The following is a 16,603-nucleotide window of genomic DNA, read 5'->3' on the forward strand; positions in this document are numbered from 1 at the left end:
AAAATATGTTAAAATATGGTCTTAATCGGGCATCGGGCATCGGGCATCGGGCATCGGGCATCGGGCATCGGGCATCGGGCATCGGGCATCGGGCATCGGGCATCGGGCATTATTAAATAGTCTAGGTATAAAAAGTCATCGCGCCAGCGAATTATCCTCGTACTTATCGTTTTTTAACTCTTTTATTTCATCTTTAAAATTTTTATATCCCTTTAAACACTTTTCGAGCAAAATTTCGTTAACTAATTCATATGTAATGGATTTTTTCGAATTAATTCAATCTAGATTAAGTCGAACTTTAATATTCATTGTTTTTATTTTATTAACGATTCACTTAGCCCAAGCATTAAGTACATCGACAGCGAAATCGATAGAGGGCAGTGCACCGGAAGTAATAAATATCGATTTGGCAGCGAATAAACAAGGATTTACGGTTAATGGTGTTTTTTACAGTGAAGCAAGTAATAACATTAAGGGCAATGAGGTTAAGGAATTTAGTGGTGAGTTAAGCCCTGCTAATTTTATCGTTAAGCATTTTTACTATAATTCGTTGGATAATAAATTAAATTATGCGGATAAAGATGGGGATGGGATAGATACATCAAAGCCGTTTTTACTCTCATTTACCAGTAAACAGTGGTATGACGGTAATGGAAAATTAATTACAGATACTAGTAAAACGATGGGATGCGGAAGTAGTTATCTGATGCCACTAACGCTTGAAATAACAACACAGGTGAAGACCTATTCTAAATATGGTATCCCTCGGGAAAGTGATTATGTGCCAATAGTGAAACGTTATCAAATTTCCTCTAAACCTCAATTTTGTTATGCTAAACCCTATGCTATTGAAAAAATGCCACAATTTCAGTGGTTAAGTTTTGACAGTAGTAATACATTCATTGGTTGGAACGATTCACGTTATACGTCAAGGACAGCTGTTGGTGGTGGCTATACAGCAGATTATGTGCCTAACATGGGGTTCAAAGCGAGTCCAACTGCATCTGGCGGTAAAACATTTCCGACTACCGGTTTTCCTGGTGCAAAATTTCAGTTAATAGTGACAGGCTCTCCTACTAGTTATAGTTTTAGTATTCCCAATAATCCTGGGGGACAAGTTACTATCGATCCACAGGGTTATGTCTCACTAAAAGGTAAACCAACAGGTAATGTTACAGTACGAGCTACATTGAAACGAGATCCAACAATTAAATTTGATTATACCTTTAATCCAACCAGTGTTTGGGCGAATCCGGTTAAGGATTTTTTTGATATCTGGAGTGTTGCTATTCAAAAATGTGGTGTAAATAATTTGTTCTCTTATTCGGAGTTAACCAATACACCTGTTGATGATCGTTTAAATGGTTATTTTGAGATTATAAATGGTTATACAAGAGCCATTGGTCAAGGACTTCTACCCGAATGGGGATATTCAACTCAACAAACTTATCCTGATTCAGGATGGCGAGATGAAAAAGATAGATATTGGACAAAAGATATGTACTATCAAAGTAGCTATGGTACTCATCTTGATGTTAGTTCAAGTTCAGGTCTTTTAGGGGTTGATGCTGAAGGAATAGGTTTTCCAGACTATTTAGTTTGTCGACAATAATGGCTTTTCATCTGTTTGGTTGGTATAAAAATGAAAATTGATGAGAAGTTAGATTTATTGAATCAATATCAAGGTATTTTATTATTTCGTGAAGGATTATTTTTACGTGCGTATAATCAGTCTGCCTACATTTTAAATGAGATACTTGGGCAACAACTAAAATTGAAATTTTATCAAGCTACAGGTGCTCGAAATCAATGGATAGTTAAGTGTGCCTTTCCGGCAAATAAGATAAATGAACGTTTACCGGGAGCGGCCTTAACCTCTTTTGGTTACCTAATTGCTGGTGATTTTGATTTAACGGATTATGGTCAATGGTTTGCGCGACGTTGCCTTGAAGAGAATGAAATGAACGAAATGGCAAAAGTCGACTCCGAGTCGTTATTAACGACGAGTCGTCGGCGTCGGAGCTCGTGCTGTATTTGAGCAAAATCTAGACAATAGCTAACTGCTATTGTCTAAAGAGAAAATAGCTTATTTATGTGTATATCACATTATTGTTATTGGACAAAGCTGGCACAATATTGCGGATCATAAAATAGACCGTCTAATTGGTGTTTTTAAAATTAGAACAATTGCTAAGAAGTTTGAGAAAAGGTGTGCGTTTTAAAGAAATAACCACCGATGATGAATTTTATCGGTGGTATGCTAATGTTACATTTTTTCGACAGTTTTGATACCTAACATATCAAGCCCGATTTTGAGCGTTTTAGCGGTTAACGAAGCCAATTTTAAGCGGCTTTGTTTCAAGTTTTCGTTTTCCGCAGTTAAAATAGGGCAATTTTCATAGAAACTAGAAAATAGGGTAGCGATATCATATAAATAGGCGCAAAGCACATGTGGTGTACCTTCTGCGGCAACGTTCGATACGGTTTCATCAAATTGTATTAACCGAATCGCTAGTGCTCGCTCTTTATCCGTACCTAAATTGATATTACCGCTTAAACTATCTTCGCTGATATTTGATTTTCTAAATACAGAAAGCACACGTGTATAAGCATATTGTAAATAAGGGGCAGTATTACCTTCAAATGACAACATATTATCCCAATCAAACACATAATCAGTTGTTCGATTTTTGGAAAGATCAGCATATTTAACCGCACCTATTGCTACAGCGTCAACCACTTGGGCAAGCTCAGTATCGGTTAAGTCTGGATTTTTATTTCGAATTAAAGTAGTCGCCCGTTCTGTGGCTTCATCAAGTAGATCATTTAATTTAACAGTGTCACCAGAACGCGTCTTAAACGGCTTGCCATCTTTACCTAGCATCATACCAAACATATGGTGCTCAAGTTTTAAGGATTCTGGTACATATTTCGCTTTATGCACGATATCCCAAACTTGTTCTAAGTGTTGATGTTGACGTGAATCGGTATAATATAAAATACGTTCAGCATGAAGTGTTTCGTAACGATATTTAACACAGGCAATGTCGGTTGTTGCATAAAGATAGCCACCATCACGTTTTTGGATGATAACGCCCATGGGTTCGCCTTCTTTATTTTTATATTCGTCTAGAAAGACTACGATTGCGCCGTCACTTTCAACTGCTAATTTTTTCTGTTTTAGATCGGCAACAATGCCTGGTAGCATGTTGTTATAGATGCTTTCGCCCATCGTATCTTCAATCGATAATGTGACATTAAGGCGTTTATATGTGGCAATATTTTGTGTCATGGTGATATCCACCAGTTTTCGCCACATTTCACGGCAATATTGGTCACCACCTTGAAGTTTTACTACATAATTACGAGCTTTTTCGGCAAAGGCTTCGTCTTCGTCGTAATGTTTTTTAGCTGCGCGATAGAACGATTCTAAATCCGAAAGTTCCATGTCGTTGGCATGTTCATTTTCCATCTTTTCAAGATAAGCAATTAACATCCCAAATTGGGTTCCCCAATCACCAACATGGTTGGCGCGGATAACATTATGACCAAGAAAACTTAATACTCGTACACTGGCATCACCAATAATGGTTGAGCGTAAATGCCCAACGTGCATCTCTTTAGCAACATTGGGTGCGGAGTAATCAACCACAATGATTTGTGGTTTTGCGGGTAAAGTAATATTGAGTTTATCACTACTTAGCGCTACTTCGTTTTGTTCAGCAATCCAACTATTTTTTAAGAAGATATTAATAAAACCGGGACCAGCGATTTCTACTTTATCGGCAATATCATCAATATCAAGATGTTGCAAGACTTTTTCAGCCAATGCGCGTGGCGGCATTCCCAATTTTTTAGCAGTAGACATAATACCATTAGCTTGATAATCACCAAATTGAACTTTAGCGGATTGCTTGATTAAAGCATCACAGTTTTTATCAGCACCGGCCATAATCATTGCTTGGGAAACACGTTGTGTTAATAGTTGTTGAATATTCACACTGAACCTAATTAATTAAAATAAAATGCCCAATATAATACTGATAAATTGATAAATTGTCACTGTGGGATTAGTTAAGGACAAGTAAATAGCTAATTTTTATATAAATAAAAATCTTTTAAATTAGAGGTGATATATTAACTTAACTATAAAGTAGATAAAAAATTAAAGAGAAAATATGTGCCAATATTTGTTTAAATGCCTGATTATCAATGTTTTTTAGTTTTGTTCAACTTTTGTGTTTGCTCGCGAGCATCTGCAAGAACTCAAATTATCGATAACTTCTTCACAATTGACAAAATACTATAAACAAAATGACCATGGTGAAATTGTTCTTTTGGACAAGTATGCAAAATTCATTCGCCCCTTAAATGAGTAAGAGATCGATTTCCCGATTCAAAATACGTCCTATGAATTTATTCACTTCCATGAAAAAATTCGTTATTACGAAGTAGGTGGTTTTATGCGGAATAATTATCTCTATAAAGTGATTATTTATAATTGGTATGGGATATCTGATACTCCATTACTTAATATTCAACTAAATAGCTATGATGAACAAGGTAAATTGCTTGATGCGGTGCTTTTAGATAGTCAATATTCTTATGAGGATGTGAGTTGTTTTATTAGATTTTCGGTCAATAAGAATTTAACTATAAACCTAAAACATTATGTGACTTACTATTATGATGATGAACATGAATATGGTGATGAGGCTGGTTTAATAAAAGATCCTAAACCGGAATTTTATAACGGAGAGCAATACAAGATTAACAATGGTAAGTTTAAGCTAATTTATTCTAAAATGGCAAAGAAGTTTGAATGGCAACAGTGAGTGACAACTATTTACAATTGAGCTTTCACCGACTACACTAATGCCGTTCTCAACGGGGTGCCCTAATGGGCTGAGAGTGTTAGTTAAGTTAACATAACCCGTCGAACCTGAACTGGATCATGCCAGCGGAGGGATTTGAGTTATTATATCTGCTCAAACCTTTTGTCTTTTTCTTGCTATTTGGAGGCAAAATGTTTCGTCAATTGTTGTTATCAACTGTTATATTTATATCATTATTTTGGGCTAATTTTTCTGTCGCACAGCAACCGACTTTAACCGTATATAGCTATAACTCTTTTATGTCGGAGTGGGGACCTGGAGAAGCTATTAAGCAGGGTTTTGAAGCTCAATGTCACTGCCAACTAGAAGTGATTACGTTAGGTGATGGTGTTTCAATTTTGAATCGTATTCAGCTTGAAGGTAATAAAACCAATGCTGATGTTGTCTTAGGTTTGGATAATAACCTACTTGAGCAAGCAAAATTAACAAATATTTTTATTCCACACCAGATCGATAAACCCGATAATCTCTATACCGACTGGTGGGATAATGAGTTTATGCCATATGACTTCGGTTATTTTGCCTTTATTTATAATAAACAGAAGATAAAAAATCCACCGCGATCTTTGCATCAGTTAGTTGACAATAAAGCTCATTGGAAGATCATTTATCAAGATCCTAGAACTAGCACACCTGGATTAGGTTTGCTCTTGTGGGTTAAAAAAGTTTATGGCGATGATGCTTCGCAAGCATGGCAAAAAATAGCTGAAAACACCGTGACAGTAACTAAAGGTTGGAGCGAATCTTACGGTATGTTTTTGAAAAATGAAGCAGATTTTGTATTAAGTTACAGCACTTCCCCTATTGCACATATAATCAATGATAATGATCATCGTTTTGCTGCCGCTATTTTTGATGAGGGGCATTACCGTCAAGTTGAAGTGGCTGCTATTGTAAAATATACACAACAACCAGAGTTAGCTCGCCAATTTTTACAGTATTTATTAACACCTGACGTTCAACGTCAATTTGCTGAAAAAAATGTCATGTATCCAATCATAAAAACCGATTTGCCAGCGGCTTATCAACAAATTGATACAGTGAACAAAGCCCTTGAATTTGATGCAAAGCAAGTTGAATTAAATCAGAAATCGTGGGTGCGTGAATGGCAAGTTGCTGTCAGTAAATGATGTTATAGGAACGAATATTGAAATTCCAATCCTTAATTCCAGGTATAAGTGCTGTTGGTTTGATTTTGCTCATATTAGGCACGGCACTTATTGCGCTTTGGGGATTTGCAATTCGAACCGATAATATAAGCATTTATTTTGATCATTATTTATTGCATATTATTTGGGTAACAGTTTTGCAAGCTGGTTTATCAACTTGTTTAGCCATCATATTGGCAGTATTGATGGCGAAAGCATTAGCTATGGTAGACTTTCCTTGTCAAAGATTACTCATCAAAATAATGCCGGTTACCTTTATTTTACCGACTTTAGTTGTGGTTACTGGTTTGCTTTCAGTGTATGGTCAGCATGGCATCATTTCGTTATTTTTTCAATTTTTTAATCTACCAATTGAATTATCAATTTATGGTTTGAAAGGTATATTATTAGCCCATGTGTTTTTAAATTTTCCTTATGCTTGTTGTCTGTTTTATCAATCCTTAAAAAGTGTTCCTGTTGAACAAAAACAGTTAGCTGCTCAGTTGAATTTTTCTACTTTTACTTTTTTTAAGTTGGTTGAATGGCCATTATTGCGTCGACAAATCTTACCAATGGCAGCACTGATTTTTATGTTATGTTTTTCAAGTTTTGCAATTGTGTTAGCACTTGGCGGTGGGCCAAAATATACCACTATTGAGGTAGCAATATATCAGTCGATCCGTGATTTTGATCTTATACAAGCCGTGTTACTTTCTTGTTTACAACTGATTTGTTGTATTGGTTTTCTTATCATTATGCAAAAAATAAATCGAATCAAAACAATGAATATTCGATTTGCTCATCAAAATTACCAAATTCCGATTCCCTACTATTTATCATTGATCAGTTATGTCATCATTTTGATTGGGAGCTTATTTATTTTATTACCTTTGGTTACAATATTGATTGAAGGTATTTATTTTTTCAAATTTGCCTTATTAACAGTGGCACTTTTAAAAGCACTGATCACCTCAATTATCATTGCAGTAGGTTCTGCTTTTATTGCAATGTTTCTTGCATTATTGTTACTTTGGACCAATAGCCGATTATTGATTAATCAACAAATTAAATGGAGCAATCGTTTAATGTTAATTGGTTCATTAATTTTAGCCATTCCAAGTATGGTTTTAGCCTCAGGGCTTTTCTTATTATTATTTCAATATGCCGACAATATAATTATTATTTCGATATTAGTTATGTTGTGTAATGCACTCATGGCGTTACCTTTTTTATTAAAAAATCTTTCAATCCCCATGTATGAAGTGAGTTTGCGTTATTGGCAGCTTTGCCAATCGCTGAATATTGAAGGTTTAACACATTTTTACTTGATTGAATTTAAGGCATTAAAAAAGTTAATGGCAATGAGTTTTACTTTTGCTGTTATTTTATCATTTGGTGATTTTGGTGTTATTGCTTTGTTTGGTGGACAAACCTTAACTACCTTACCTTATTATTTATATGAGCAAATATCACATTATCATTATCAAGAAGGTACTGTGACGGCTGCAATTTTATTGATTTTATCTTTTAGCTTAATGGTTGTGATGGATTATGATCGAACTTAATCAAGTAAATTATCATTATGATAATTTTGAAATGCATTTTGAAATTAATATTGCAGCAAAAGAGCATGTCGTAATTGTTGGACCAAGTGGTGCAGGTAAAAGTACTTTATTGAGTTTAATCGCTGGGTTTATTTTTCCAAACTCAGGCACAATTAAACTTAATCATCAAAATATGACAAAAATCCCGCCGGGCAAACGCCCTGTGTCTATGTTATTTCAACACAATAATTTATTTAGTCATTTAACTATACAACAAAATATCGCTTTAGGTATTAAACCTTCATTAAAATTAACAATAACCGAGCAAGATAAAATTGCTGATATTTTAACGCAAGTCGGTTTAGATGGTTTTGCTACGCGTTATCCAGAACAATTATCTGGGGGACAACGTCAACGAGTAGCGCTTGCTCGCTGTTTGATACAACATCGCCCAATTTTATTGTTGGATGAGCCTTTTTCAGCACTTGATCAAGCTTTACGTCATGATATGTTATTGTTAGTTAATCAAATTTGTCATCAATATGATTTAACGCTAATAATGGTATCGCATTATTTAGATGAATCATTGAACTATTTCTCGCGTTGTTTAGTGGTAGATGATGGGCAGATTATATTTAATGAACGACCTGCTCAATTAATGCAACCACAGCATAATGCTGTTGCAAAATTGTTAGGTATAAAAATTGACTAATATGATAATAATGTTAATTTAGTGATAACTTTATCAATTATATATTAAGTTTTTTTTATTTTAGTAACTATGGTTGTAATTAATTAGCAACTTTAATAAATACCTTAAGGTTTTATTAATCTCAAAAAGATAACTTATAAAACTTAATTATTCCTTGTTGAAAAAAAAGTTATGCAAAAATTTAACCAGTCTGCAAAATTTAGTTGGTCAAATCTTATTTTTATCATTCTATTTTTTTGCTATTTTTCTTGTGCTTTACAGTTTTATATTGCCTTATCTGGACACTCCAACTTTATTGGTTTGCGCGATGCAATAATTTATAGTTTGATTTGGCTTATTCCTGTTTTGTTTTTTCCTAATTATACCCGTAAAATCACCGCTGTTTATGGAATAATTGTTGGTGGCCTGTCTTTGATTTCAATCGGATATTTTGTCATTTACCGACAAGAATTTTCACAGAGTGTATTTTTTGTCATGGCGGAATCAAACTTCAATGAATCACATGAATTTATTCAACAATATTTGAATTGGAAATTGGTGGTTATCCTTGTTGTTTATATTTTAATTGCAATTTATTTGTGGAAAAAAGTCAAACCTGTTTATGTTAAAAATGGTACCAAGTGGATAGTATCTATGCTAATTGCTATTTACGCGATAATGCCGTTAGTAATTAGCTTAACTGTGAAAAAAAACACCTTTGAAGAGGCGTATAAACATTTATTAACACGTATGGAAACCACAGTACCTTGGCAATTAATCAATAGTTACATAGCTTATCGTTCGCAATTATCTAGCATGGAAGATATCTTAAATCACTTGCAAACCTTACCAAAGTTAGAAAATTTAACCGATGCTAATGGTGATACGCCAAGAACTTTGGTGCTAATTATTGGTGAATCCACCACTCGTAATCGCATGGGGATTTATGGTTACGGACGCGATACGACGCCTCAAATTGAACAATTTAAAAAGGATAATCCAGATTTACTCGTATTTAATGATGTTGTATCTTCAAGGCCTTATACCATTGAAATTCTACAACAAGCGTTAACCTTTGCTGATGAGCGGCATCCTGATTTATATTTAAAAACTCCCTCACTAATTTACTTGATGAAACAAGCTGGTTATAAAACGTTTTGGATCACTAATCAACAGACAATGACGGAACGTAATACCATGTTAACCATGTTTTCAAAGCAGGCTGATGAGCAGTTTTATATGAATAATGATCGTAATCAAAGTTCAAGGCAGTATGATGAGTCTGTTTTTCCGCCTTTTAAAACTGTGTTAGCCGATCCTGCAGAAAAGAAATTTATTGTTATTCATTTACTTGGTACGCATATGAAGTATGAGTTTCGCTATCCAAAAGATGGGGAGCATGATCGTTTTCGCGATAAAACAGGCATTACTTATCCTTTAGATGATGATAAGTTAGATGTTTATAATAGTTATGATAATGCGGTCAGTTATAATGATTATGTTACAACAACCTTGTTTAAAATGTTTAAACAAAGCCACGAAAATGGTTTTATCTTGTATTTTTCTGATCATGGTGAAGATGTCTACCAAACTCCACCTCATGATGTATTAGGTCGTAATGAAAAAGCACCAACGAAAACCATGTACACCGTGCCATTTATGCTTTGGCAATCACCGCAGTGGCGGGCAACGCATCCTAATAATTATCAAAATTATGTTGATCGTAAATACAGTACTCAAGATTTGATTCATACTTGGTCTGATTTGGCTGGACTAAGTTATAATTTATATGAACCGCAAAAAAGTATTGTTAATCCTAACTTTCATCAATCAACTCGGTGGATAGGCGATCCTTATGATAAAAATGGATTGATCGATTTTGATAAATTATCACACTAATTTATTGTCGGTTTGCATGTGTACTTAAGGTATGGTATTGTATATTTATACAGTTATATCTTAAGTACAATTATACCCATTATGCGAAAAATTATTCATATCGATATGGATTGTTTTTATGCTGCAGTTGAAATGCGAGATAATCCTCGTTATCGTCATCTACCTATTGCAGTAGGTGGCGATCCGCGCAAACGAGGTGTTGTTGCAACAGCTAATTATTTAGCACGTCAATTTGGTGTACATAGTGCAATGTCAACAGCACAAGCGATAAAACTATGTCCTAATCTTAAAGTAATTCCTGGTAGACATGCAGTTTATAAAGAGGTATCAAATCAGATTCACCAAATATTTGCGCGTTATACTTCTGCAATTGAAACACTTTCGCTTGATGAAGCTTATTTAGATGTAACAGAGTGTAAACTTTGTCATGGTTCAGCAACGCTTATTGCCCAAGATATACGCCAAGCTATTTTTAATGAACTTGAATTAACTGCGTCAGCCGGAGTTGCACCTTTAAAATTTTTAGCAAAAATTGCATCGGATATGAATAAGCCTAATGGTCAGTATGTCATTAGGCCCGAACAAGTGAACCATTTTATTGAACAGTTACCACTTAATAAAATTCCTGGTGTAGGTAAAGTGACCGAAAAAAAGCTGGCTGAATTGGGCTTATTCACTTGTAACGATGTTGTTAATTACGATCTTACTAAACTGCTTAATCAGTTTGGTAAATTTGGTCGAGTGTTATTTGAACGATGCCAAGGTATTGATGAACGCGAGGTCTGTAATGATCGACAACGCAAATCGGTAGGCGTTGAACGCACGTTAATCGATGACATTTATCAATGGGAAGCATGTTTAGACCAACTCGAACCGTTGTATGATGAATTAGAGAAAAGATTAAGCAAAGTTAGAACAGATCTATCGATCGCAAGACAAGGAGTCAAATTCAAATTTGATGATTTTCAATTAACCACACAAGAACATGTCTGGCCAAAATTAGATAAACAAGATTTAATTGCTCAAGCTTATAAAGTATGGCAAGAAAGACGTAATAATCGAGGCGTCAGGTTAATTGGTTTTCATGTTACATTAATTGATCCACAATTGGATAAACAGTTAATTTTTAATTTTTGATGATTCTGAAAATGTTTGTCAGTCAATCATAGTGTTAGCTGGCGATTAAATATATAACGTGTATATGAGGATTTTACTTGTAATAATAAAATCCTCATTGTTGCTAATCAAACATCAAACGGCACTATTTTAAATTAGCACCATTGGTGGCAATGACTTGTTTATACCATTGAAATGAATCTTTTTTATAGCGTTTCATTGTGCCGTTACCTTCATTATCACGATCGACATAAATCACGCCATAACGTTTTTTCATTTCACCCGTAGTGAAAGAAACCACATCAATAATTCCCCATGCGGTATAGCCCATCACGTCAACACCATCATAGTCAATAGCTTTTTGCATCGCTTTAATATGCGCGCCGAGGTATTCAACGCGAGGTTTATCATGAATTTGATTATCATGTTCTAATTCATCAATTGCACCAAAACCATTTTCCACAATAAATAAAGGTAACTGATAGCGATCATATAAACGGTTAAGTGTATAGCGCAAACCTTCAGGATCAATTGGCCAGCCCCAGTCACTGCTTTTTATATAAGGGTTTTCAACTGCATTAGGTAGTGCACCATTGACGATATTATCACGGTTATCATTTTTCACATCAGCTTTTACGACTGTTGACATGTAGTAACTAAAGCCGATGTAATCAACAGTACCTTGTTTCAAATAAGCTAAATCTTCTTCAGTAATATCAAGTTTGTAGCCTTCGCGTTCAAACTCTTTTAATGCATATGCTGGATAATAGCCACGAACATGTACATCAGGGAAAAAGAAGCGCTGATGCATTGCAATTTCTGACGCCATCATATCTTCAGGATTACAAGAGAACGGATAAATAGGCACATGAGAAACCATGCAACCAATTTGAAAATCTGGGTTAATTTTTTTACCAGCAATCACAGCTTTAGCACTCGCTAACAGCTCATAGTGTGCAACTTGATAAAGCACTTCTTGAGGGTTTTCCCCTGGTTTAACTTGCACACCTGAATTAGTCCAGAAAAAGATCGGGTTACTGGTATCCATTTGGTTATTGATCTCGTTAAACGTCATCCAGTATTTGACTTTGTGTTTATAACGTTCAAAACAGGTAATAGCAAAACGCTCAAAAAACTCTACGGTTTTACGATTACGGAATCCACCATAGTGACGGGCAATATGCAGTGGCATCTCGAAATGTGATAGGGTGATAACAGGTTCAATGCCATTTGCGATTAATTCATCAAACACAGCATCATAGAATTTTAAACCTTCTTCATTCGGTTCTAATTCATCACCTTTAGGATAAATTCTCGTCCATGCAATGGAAGTACGCAGACATTTTAGACCTAACTCTGCAAATAGCTTAATATCTTCTTTATAGTGATGATAAAAATCAATAGCTGTATGATTCGGGTAAAATTTACCAGCTTCAATATCTTGGGTAATTTGTCTTGCTACACCATGCGCACCCGCTGTCATCACATCGACAACGCTTGGGCCTTTGCCTCCTTCATTCCAGCCGCCTTCAAATTGATGGGCAGCTAATGCACCGCCCCATAAAAATGTTTTTTGCTTCATAACTTTTTCCCTATTATTGCTTAATTTTAAATATAATATCTTTAGGTGTAACTTCTGTATTTTCCGTTAAGATAATTTGTTGATATTGATCGGTATTGACAATAATAATTGGTGTAATTAGTGGATATCCTGCTTGCTTGATAGCTTGAGGATCAAAACTAATTAATAAATCACCTTTTTTCACTTTTTGATTAAGTTCTACATGATAACTAAATTCATTATTTGTCAAATTAACGGTATCAATTCCAACATGGATCAGTAATTCAACACCATTATCTAATGTTAAACCAATAGCATGTTTAGAACTTGCAAACACAGCGGTAACTTGTGCATCATCAGGCGCATATACATGATTATCTGTTGGTTCAATTGCAATACCTTCTCCCATAAGTTTTTGAGCAAAAGCAGGATCAGGAACTTTACTAAGTGGCAATGCTTTACCTGACATTGGACTTGTTATTTCTACATCGTCTAATAATACTTTAGGGGTATCATTTTCAATCTCATTTGATTGTATTTGTTTCGCTTCGCCCGTTCCTAAAATTTGGATTATCAACACAGGACCGAATAATGCAATTGCTGATCCAATTAAAACGCCAATAAATGAACCAGGATGTTCAGGATTAATCGCATTGACAATAGTTAATGGCCCTGGTAATGCGGCATAGGTATAGTAATAGGGTGAAAACAAACCAGCAACAATCCCTCCAATTGCACCACATAAACAACCATAAATGAAAGGCTTTTTAAAGCGTAAATTAACGCCATAAATGGCTGGTTCGGTAATACCAAATAGTCCTGTCACGAAAGCGGATAATGATACACCTTTCATCTCTTTGGTTTTGGTTTTTAGGTAGAAACCTAATGCTGCACCAACTTGACCAATAACGGCGATAGTTTGGAAAGCTTGGAATGAGTCTTGACCATACTGGTTAATATTTTCAATGATAACAGGTGTAATCCCCCAATGTACGCCAAATATGACAAAGACTTGCCATACAGCGCCAATTATTCCACCTGCAACAGATGGTGCAAGGCTAACTATCCAGTTATAGCCATGAGCAATATAGTGAGCAGCGCCAGCGGTTAATGGTCCAATAGCTAGTAAGGTTAATGGCACCATAATCACTAAACAGATAAGTGGCATTAAAAGTGGTTTAATTATACTGTGTAAACGTGGTTCTAAAAATCGTTCAAGGTAAGATAGCAACCAAACTAAGAATAAAGGTGGCAATACTGTTGATGTATAAGTGGTTTCAGATAAAGCGATACCAAATAGATCAACTCCTTGCCCCGATTTTATTAGAGCCGCAAGTTCGGCCCATGTTGGCGATAATAAAGCTGCACAACAAGCGACCGCAATATAAATATTACAACGAAAGTGTTGTGATGCTGTAATTGCAATAAAAATAGGTAAAAAGGCAAATGGTGCCCATGAAATAAAGTTGAAGACTTGGCAAGTCCCCGTTTTTTCAAATGCTGGGTAAGCGAGTTTAATTAAAATTAAGATCCCTTGTAGAATTCCTGATGCAGCCAAAACATAAACAAAGGGAGCAAAAACAGCTGACATTGTGGCGATAATACGATTTAAAATACTACTTTTGCTATTTACATCAATTTTATTGTTTCCACTCATTAATTGAGTAAATGCATTATAGACTTTGTCTACATTGGTGCCGATAACAACTTGAATCTGCCCACCTTTTTCAACCACGGTGATAACACCTGGCAAATTGGCGATTTTCTCTTTTGCTTCGGCTGGGGTGGTTTGAGTAACGACACGCAAACGTGTTGCACAACGCGCTACAGAAACAATATTATTTTCGCCCCCTAACTCATTTAATATATCAACTGCTAATTTATTATAATCTCTAATTTTAGATGACATCAATTAAACTCCTTTTAACAGGTAAGTGAGCATATATTATCCTTAAATTAAAAATTGTTAATGACCAATTATATTGTTTGTGATCTAGATCTAACTTTTCATTCACTTTGTTTAAAAAACTTATCAACCTGTATAAAATATATAACGTTTACTTATAACAAGAATAAAGAGTCCGCCATGCTGAAATATCAAGATGTTGCTGAAAAAATTAAGCAAACTATCTATCAACAAAACATGCCTAAAGATACCCAGCTACCTAATATAGAAGGGTTAATTAATCAATATCAGGTTAGCCGGACTACGATTATAAAAGCCCTTAATCGTTTAGAGCGTCATGGTGTTATTTACCAGATTCAAGGTAGCGGTATTTTTGTTCGTCAACCTAAAAAGAGTGGTTATCTTAATTTTTTAGAAAGCCATGGTTTTAGTGTCGATTTAAACGATTTACCAGGATCGTCACAAGTTTTTAATGTTGATATTATTCGACCAAGCCAAAAGATTAAAGAAAATCTGCAATGCAGTGATGATGAAGACGTATACTTTATTAAACGTTTACGTTATGTTGATGGTGAAGTCTATGGTTTTGAACAATCTTACTATCGCAAAAAATTAGTCTCTTATTTGAATAAACAAATAGCAGAAGACTCTATATTTAGTTATGTACAAGACATTTGCAATATCAATATCGGATTTTCGGATAAATATTTTAAAGCGATAAAATTAGAGGAAGATGTTGCAAGCTATTTAGGGCTAAAAGCGGGGGATCCCGCGCTATGTGTTGAGGAGATCTTTTATACTTCGGCCGGTGAGCCTTTCGATTTTTCCCAGATCATTTATCATTATGATAATGCCAAATTTTATGTGCAAAGTCATTCGAAGTAGTATTAACAGTAACAATTATTTTTTATTTATAACTTTTATAAGGAGGAATGATTATTAATCATTTACTCTTTATCTTTTTAATAATTAAATTGTACTACCTATACTTTCAGTATTTTAACTCAATACTTAAATTATTTAAAAACTGTTTTTTTATTCAATGTTATGGTTAATTTTCTGATTAAATGTATTTTTTTGTTTGATTGTGGATAAAGTACATTTTCGAAATCTTGTGGCATAAATTGGAAGAATGAATCGATAATAAAAGCCTTATATAGAATTGTGACCAAGTTTGTTTTATAAACACTACATGCAATTCTTTTGGGACTCGATTTTCTAAATTAGCACCAATTAATTAGTCGTTTAGTATATTTAAGAACATTTAGTATAGGTGCTGAATTATGAAAAAGAAAAGTAATTTTCCTTTTTCATAACTAATTTATCAAGCTGTATCTTTTAAGCCATCATAATAGATCATGAATTATGATTGTCCATTTGTGTGCTCGTCATTTGTTCCTCAGAGAATGAATCTAAAGCTAACAATTGATCTAATTTGTTAAGCATCCATAGATATCGATTATGCAATGCTTCTTCATTCCATTGTTGATTAAATGTTTTTTGATAAAAATCATTTAATACTTTCTGAGAAAGTGGAAACGCAGTAGTATTTGAAGTTTTATCACTTAATAACGTCAAATTAGCGATACTATGTAACCACTTATTTTTTATTTCATCGGTGATATGATCCCATTCTTTAAAATTTTTATATTTTTTAGGTAAAATATGTTCCAAATGCAAATCTCTGTTAAGACTGATGAATATAGGGTTTGATTGGTCTGTTAAATCATATTCTATTAGAATCAAAATGGGTTTAATCCAAGCTTCTTTATCAACTATGTTTGATGTTAATTGAGCTTTTGCATATTCAATAATTTTATCTGCCTGTAATTTATTAGAAAAA

At 34.4% G+C, this 16,603-nt stretch carries 13 protein-coding genes and 1 riboswitch; of the genes, 9 read left to right on the top strand and 4 right to left on the bottom strand.

From position 1 onward, the window contains the following. Window positions 1-256 precede the first annotated feature (256 nt). Both A9G03_RS01995 and A9G03_RS02000 read left to right on the top strand, forming a co-directional pair. Window positions 257-1,612 (top strand): hypothetical protein, encoded by a 1,356-nt coding sequence (locus A9G03_RS01995; protein ID WP_065798103.1) that lies wholly within the window; start codon window positions 257-259, stop codon window positions 1,610-1,612. A gap of 30 nt (window positions 1,613-1,642) precedes the next feature. Beyond that, entirely contained in the window at window positions 1,643-2,038 is a 396-nt protein-coding gene (locus A9G03_RS02000) for a hypothetical protein (protein ID WP_065798298.1), read from the top strand. 228 nt (window positions 2,039-2,266) lie between these two features. On the opposite strand, the gene argS is transcribed toward A9G03_RS02000, so the two are convergent. Continuing rightward, a complete protein-coding gene (gene argS, locus A9G03_RS02005; protein WP_065798299.1) occupies window positions 2,267-4,000 on the bottom strand; it encodes an arginine--tRNA ligase in 1,734 nt (577 codons plus the stop codon). 463 nt (window positions 4,001-4,463) lie between these two features. On the opposite strand from argS, the gene A9G03_RS02010 reads away from it, so the two are divergent. The 6 genes from A9G03_RS02010 (at window position 4,464) to dinB (ending at window position 11,314) form a co-directional block, all read left to right on the top strand. Continuing rightward, window positions 4,464-4,835, top strand: a complete 372-nt coding sequence (locus tag A9G03_RS02010) for a hypothetical protein (RefSeq protein WP_065798300.1) — start codon at window positions 4,464-4,466, stop codon at window positions 4,833-4,835. A 43-nt stretch (window positions 4,836-4,878) separates the two neighbouring features. After that, a riboswitch (TPP riboswitch) is annotated at window positions 4,879-4,987 on the top strand. Between the two features lie 39 nt (window positions 4,988-5,026). Further along, entirely contained in the window at window positions 5,027-6,025 is a 999-nt protein-coding gene (gene thiB, locus A9G03_RS02015) for a thiamine ABC transporter substrate binding subunit (RefSeq protein WP_065635128.1), read from the top strand. Window positions 6,026-6,042: 17 nt separating this feature from the next. Beyond that, window positions 6,043-7,608 (top strand): thiamine/thiamine pyrophosphate ABC transporter permease, encoded by a 1,566-nt coding sequence (gene thiP, locus A9G03_RS02020; RefSeq protein WP_176700990.1) that lies wholly within the window; start codon window positions 6,043-6,045, stop codon window positions 7,606-7,608. Then, entirely contained in the window at window positions 7,595-8,299 is a 705-nt protein-coding gene (thiQ, locus tag A9G03_RS02025; RefSeq protein ID WP_065798301.1) for a thiamine ABC transporter ATP-binding protein ThiQ, read from the top strand. Before thiP ends, thiQ begins: the two co-directional genes overlap by 14 nt. Before the next feature lie 171 nt (window positions 8,300-8,470). Beyond that, complete coding sequence (cptA, locus tag A9G03_RS02030; protein WP_065798302.1) at window positions 8,471-10,177, top strand: phosphoethanolamine transferase CptA; 1,707 nt, start codon at window positions 8,471-8,473, stop codon at window positions 10,175-10,177. Between the two features lie 81 nt (window positions 10,178-10,258). Next, window positions 10,259-11,314, top strand: a complete 1,056-nt coding sequence (gene dinB / locus A9G03_RS02035; protein ID WP_065635124.1) for a DNA polymerase IV — start codon at window positions 10,259-10,261, stop codon at window positions 11,312-11,314. Between the two features lie 124 nt (window positions 11,315-11,438). Here dinB and A9G03_RS02040 read toward each other — a convergent pair whose 3' ends face one another. Continuing rightward, entirely contained in the window at window positions 11,439-12,875 is a 1,437-nt protein-coding gene (locus A9G03_RS02040; protein ID WP_065635123.1) for a 6-phospho-beta-glucosidase, read from the bottom strand. Between the two features lie 13 nt (window positions 12,876-12,888). Beyond that, entirely contained in the window at window positions 12,889-14,763 is a 1,875-nt protein-coding gene (locus tag A9G03_RS02045) for a glucose PTS transporter subunit IIA (protein ID WP_065635122.1), read from the bottom strand. Between the two features lie 177 nt (window positions 14,764-14,940). Between A9G03_RS02045 and A9G03_RS02050 the strand changes: the two genes are divergently transcribed. Next, on the top strand, window positions 14,941-15,645 hold the full coding sequence (locus A9G03_RS02050; RefSeq protein ID WP_065635121.1) for a GntR family transcriptional regulator: 705 nt from the start codon (window positions 14,941-14,943) through the stop codon (window positions 15,643-15,645). 471 nt (window positions 15,646-16,116) lie between these two features. Here the strand turns inward: A9G03_RS02050 and A9G03_RS02055 are convergent. Further along, the coding region (locus A9G03_RS02055; protein WP_143425805.1) for a GmrSD restriction endonuclease domain-containing protein at window positions 16,117-16,603 on the bottom strand (487 nt) is incomplete at its 5' end.

It is taken from the genome of Gilliamella sp. wkB171 (assembly GCF_001693755.1).
GTDB classification, from domain to species: Bacteria; Pseudomonadota; Gammaproteobacteria; order Enterobacterales; family Orbaceae; genus Gilliamella; species Gilliamella apicola_F.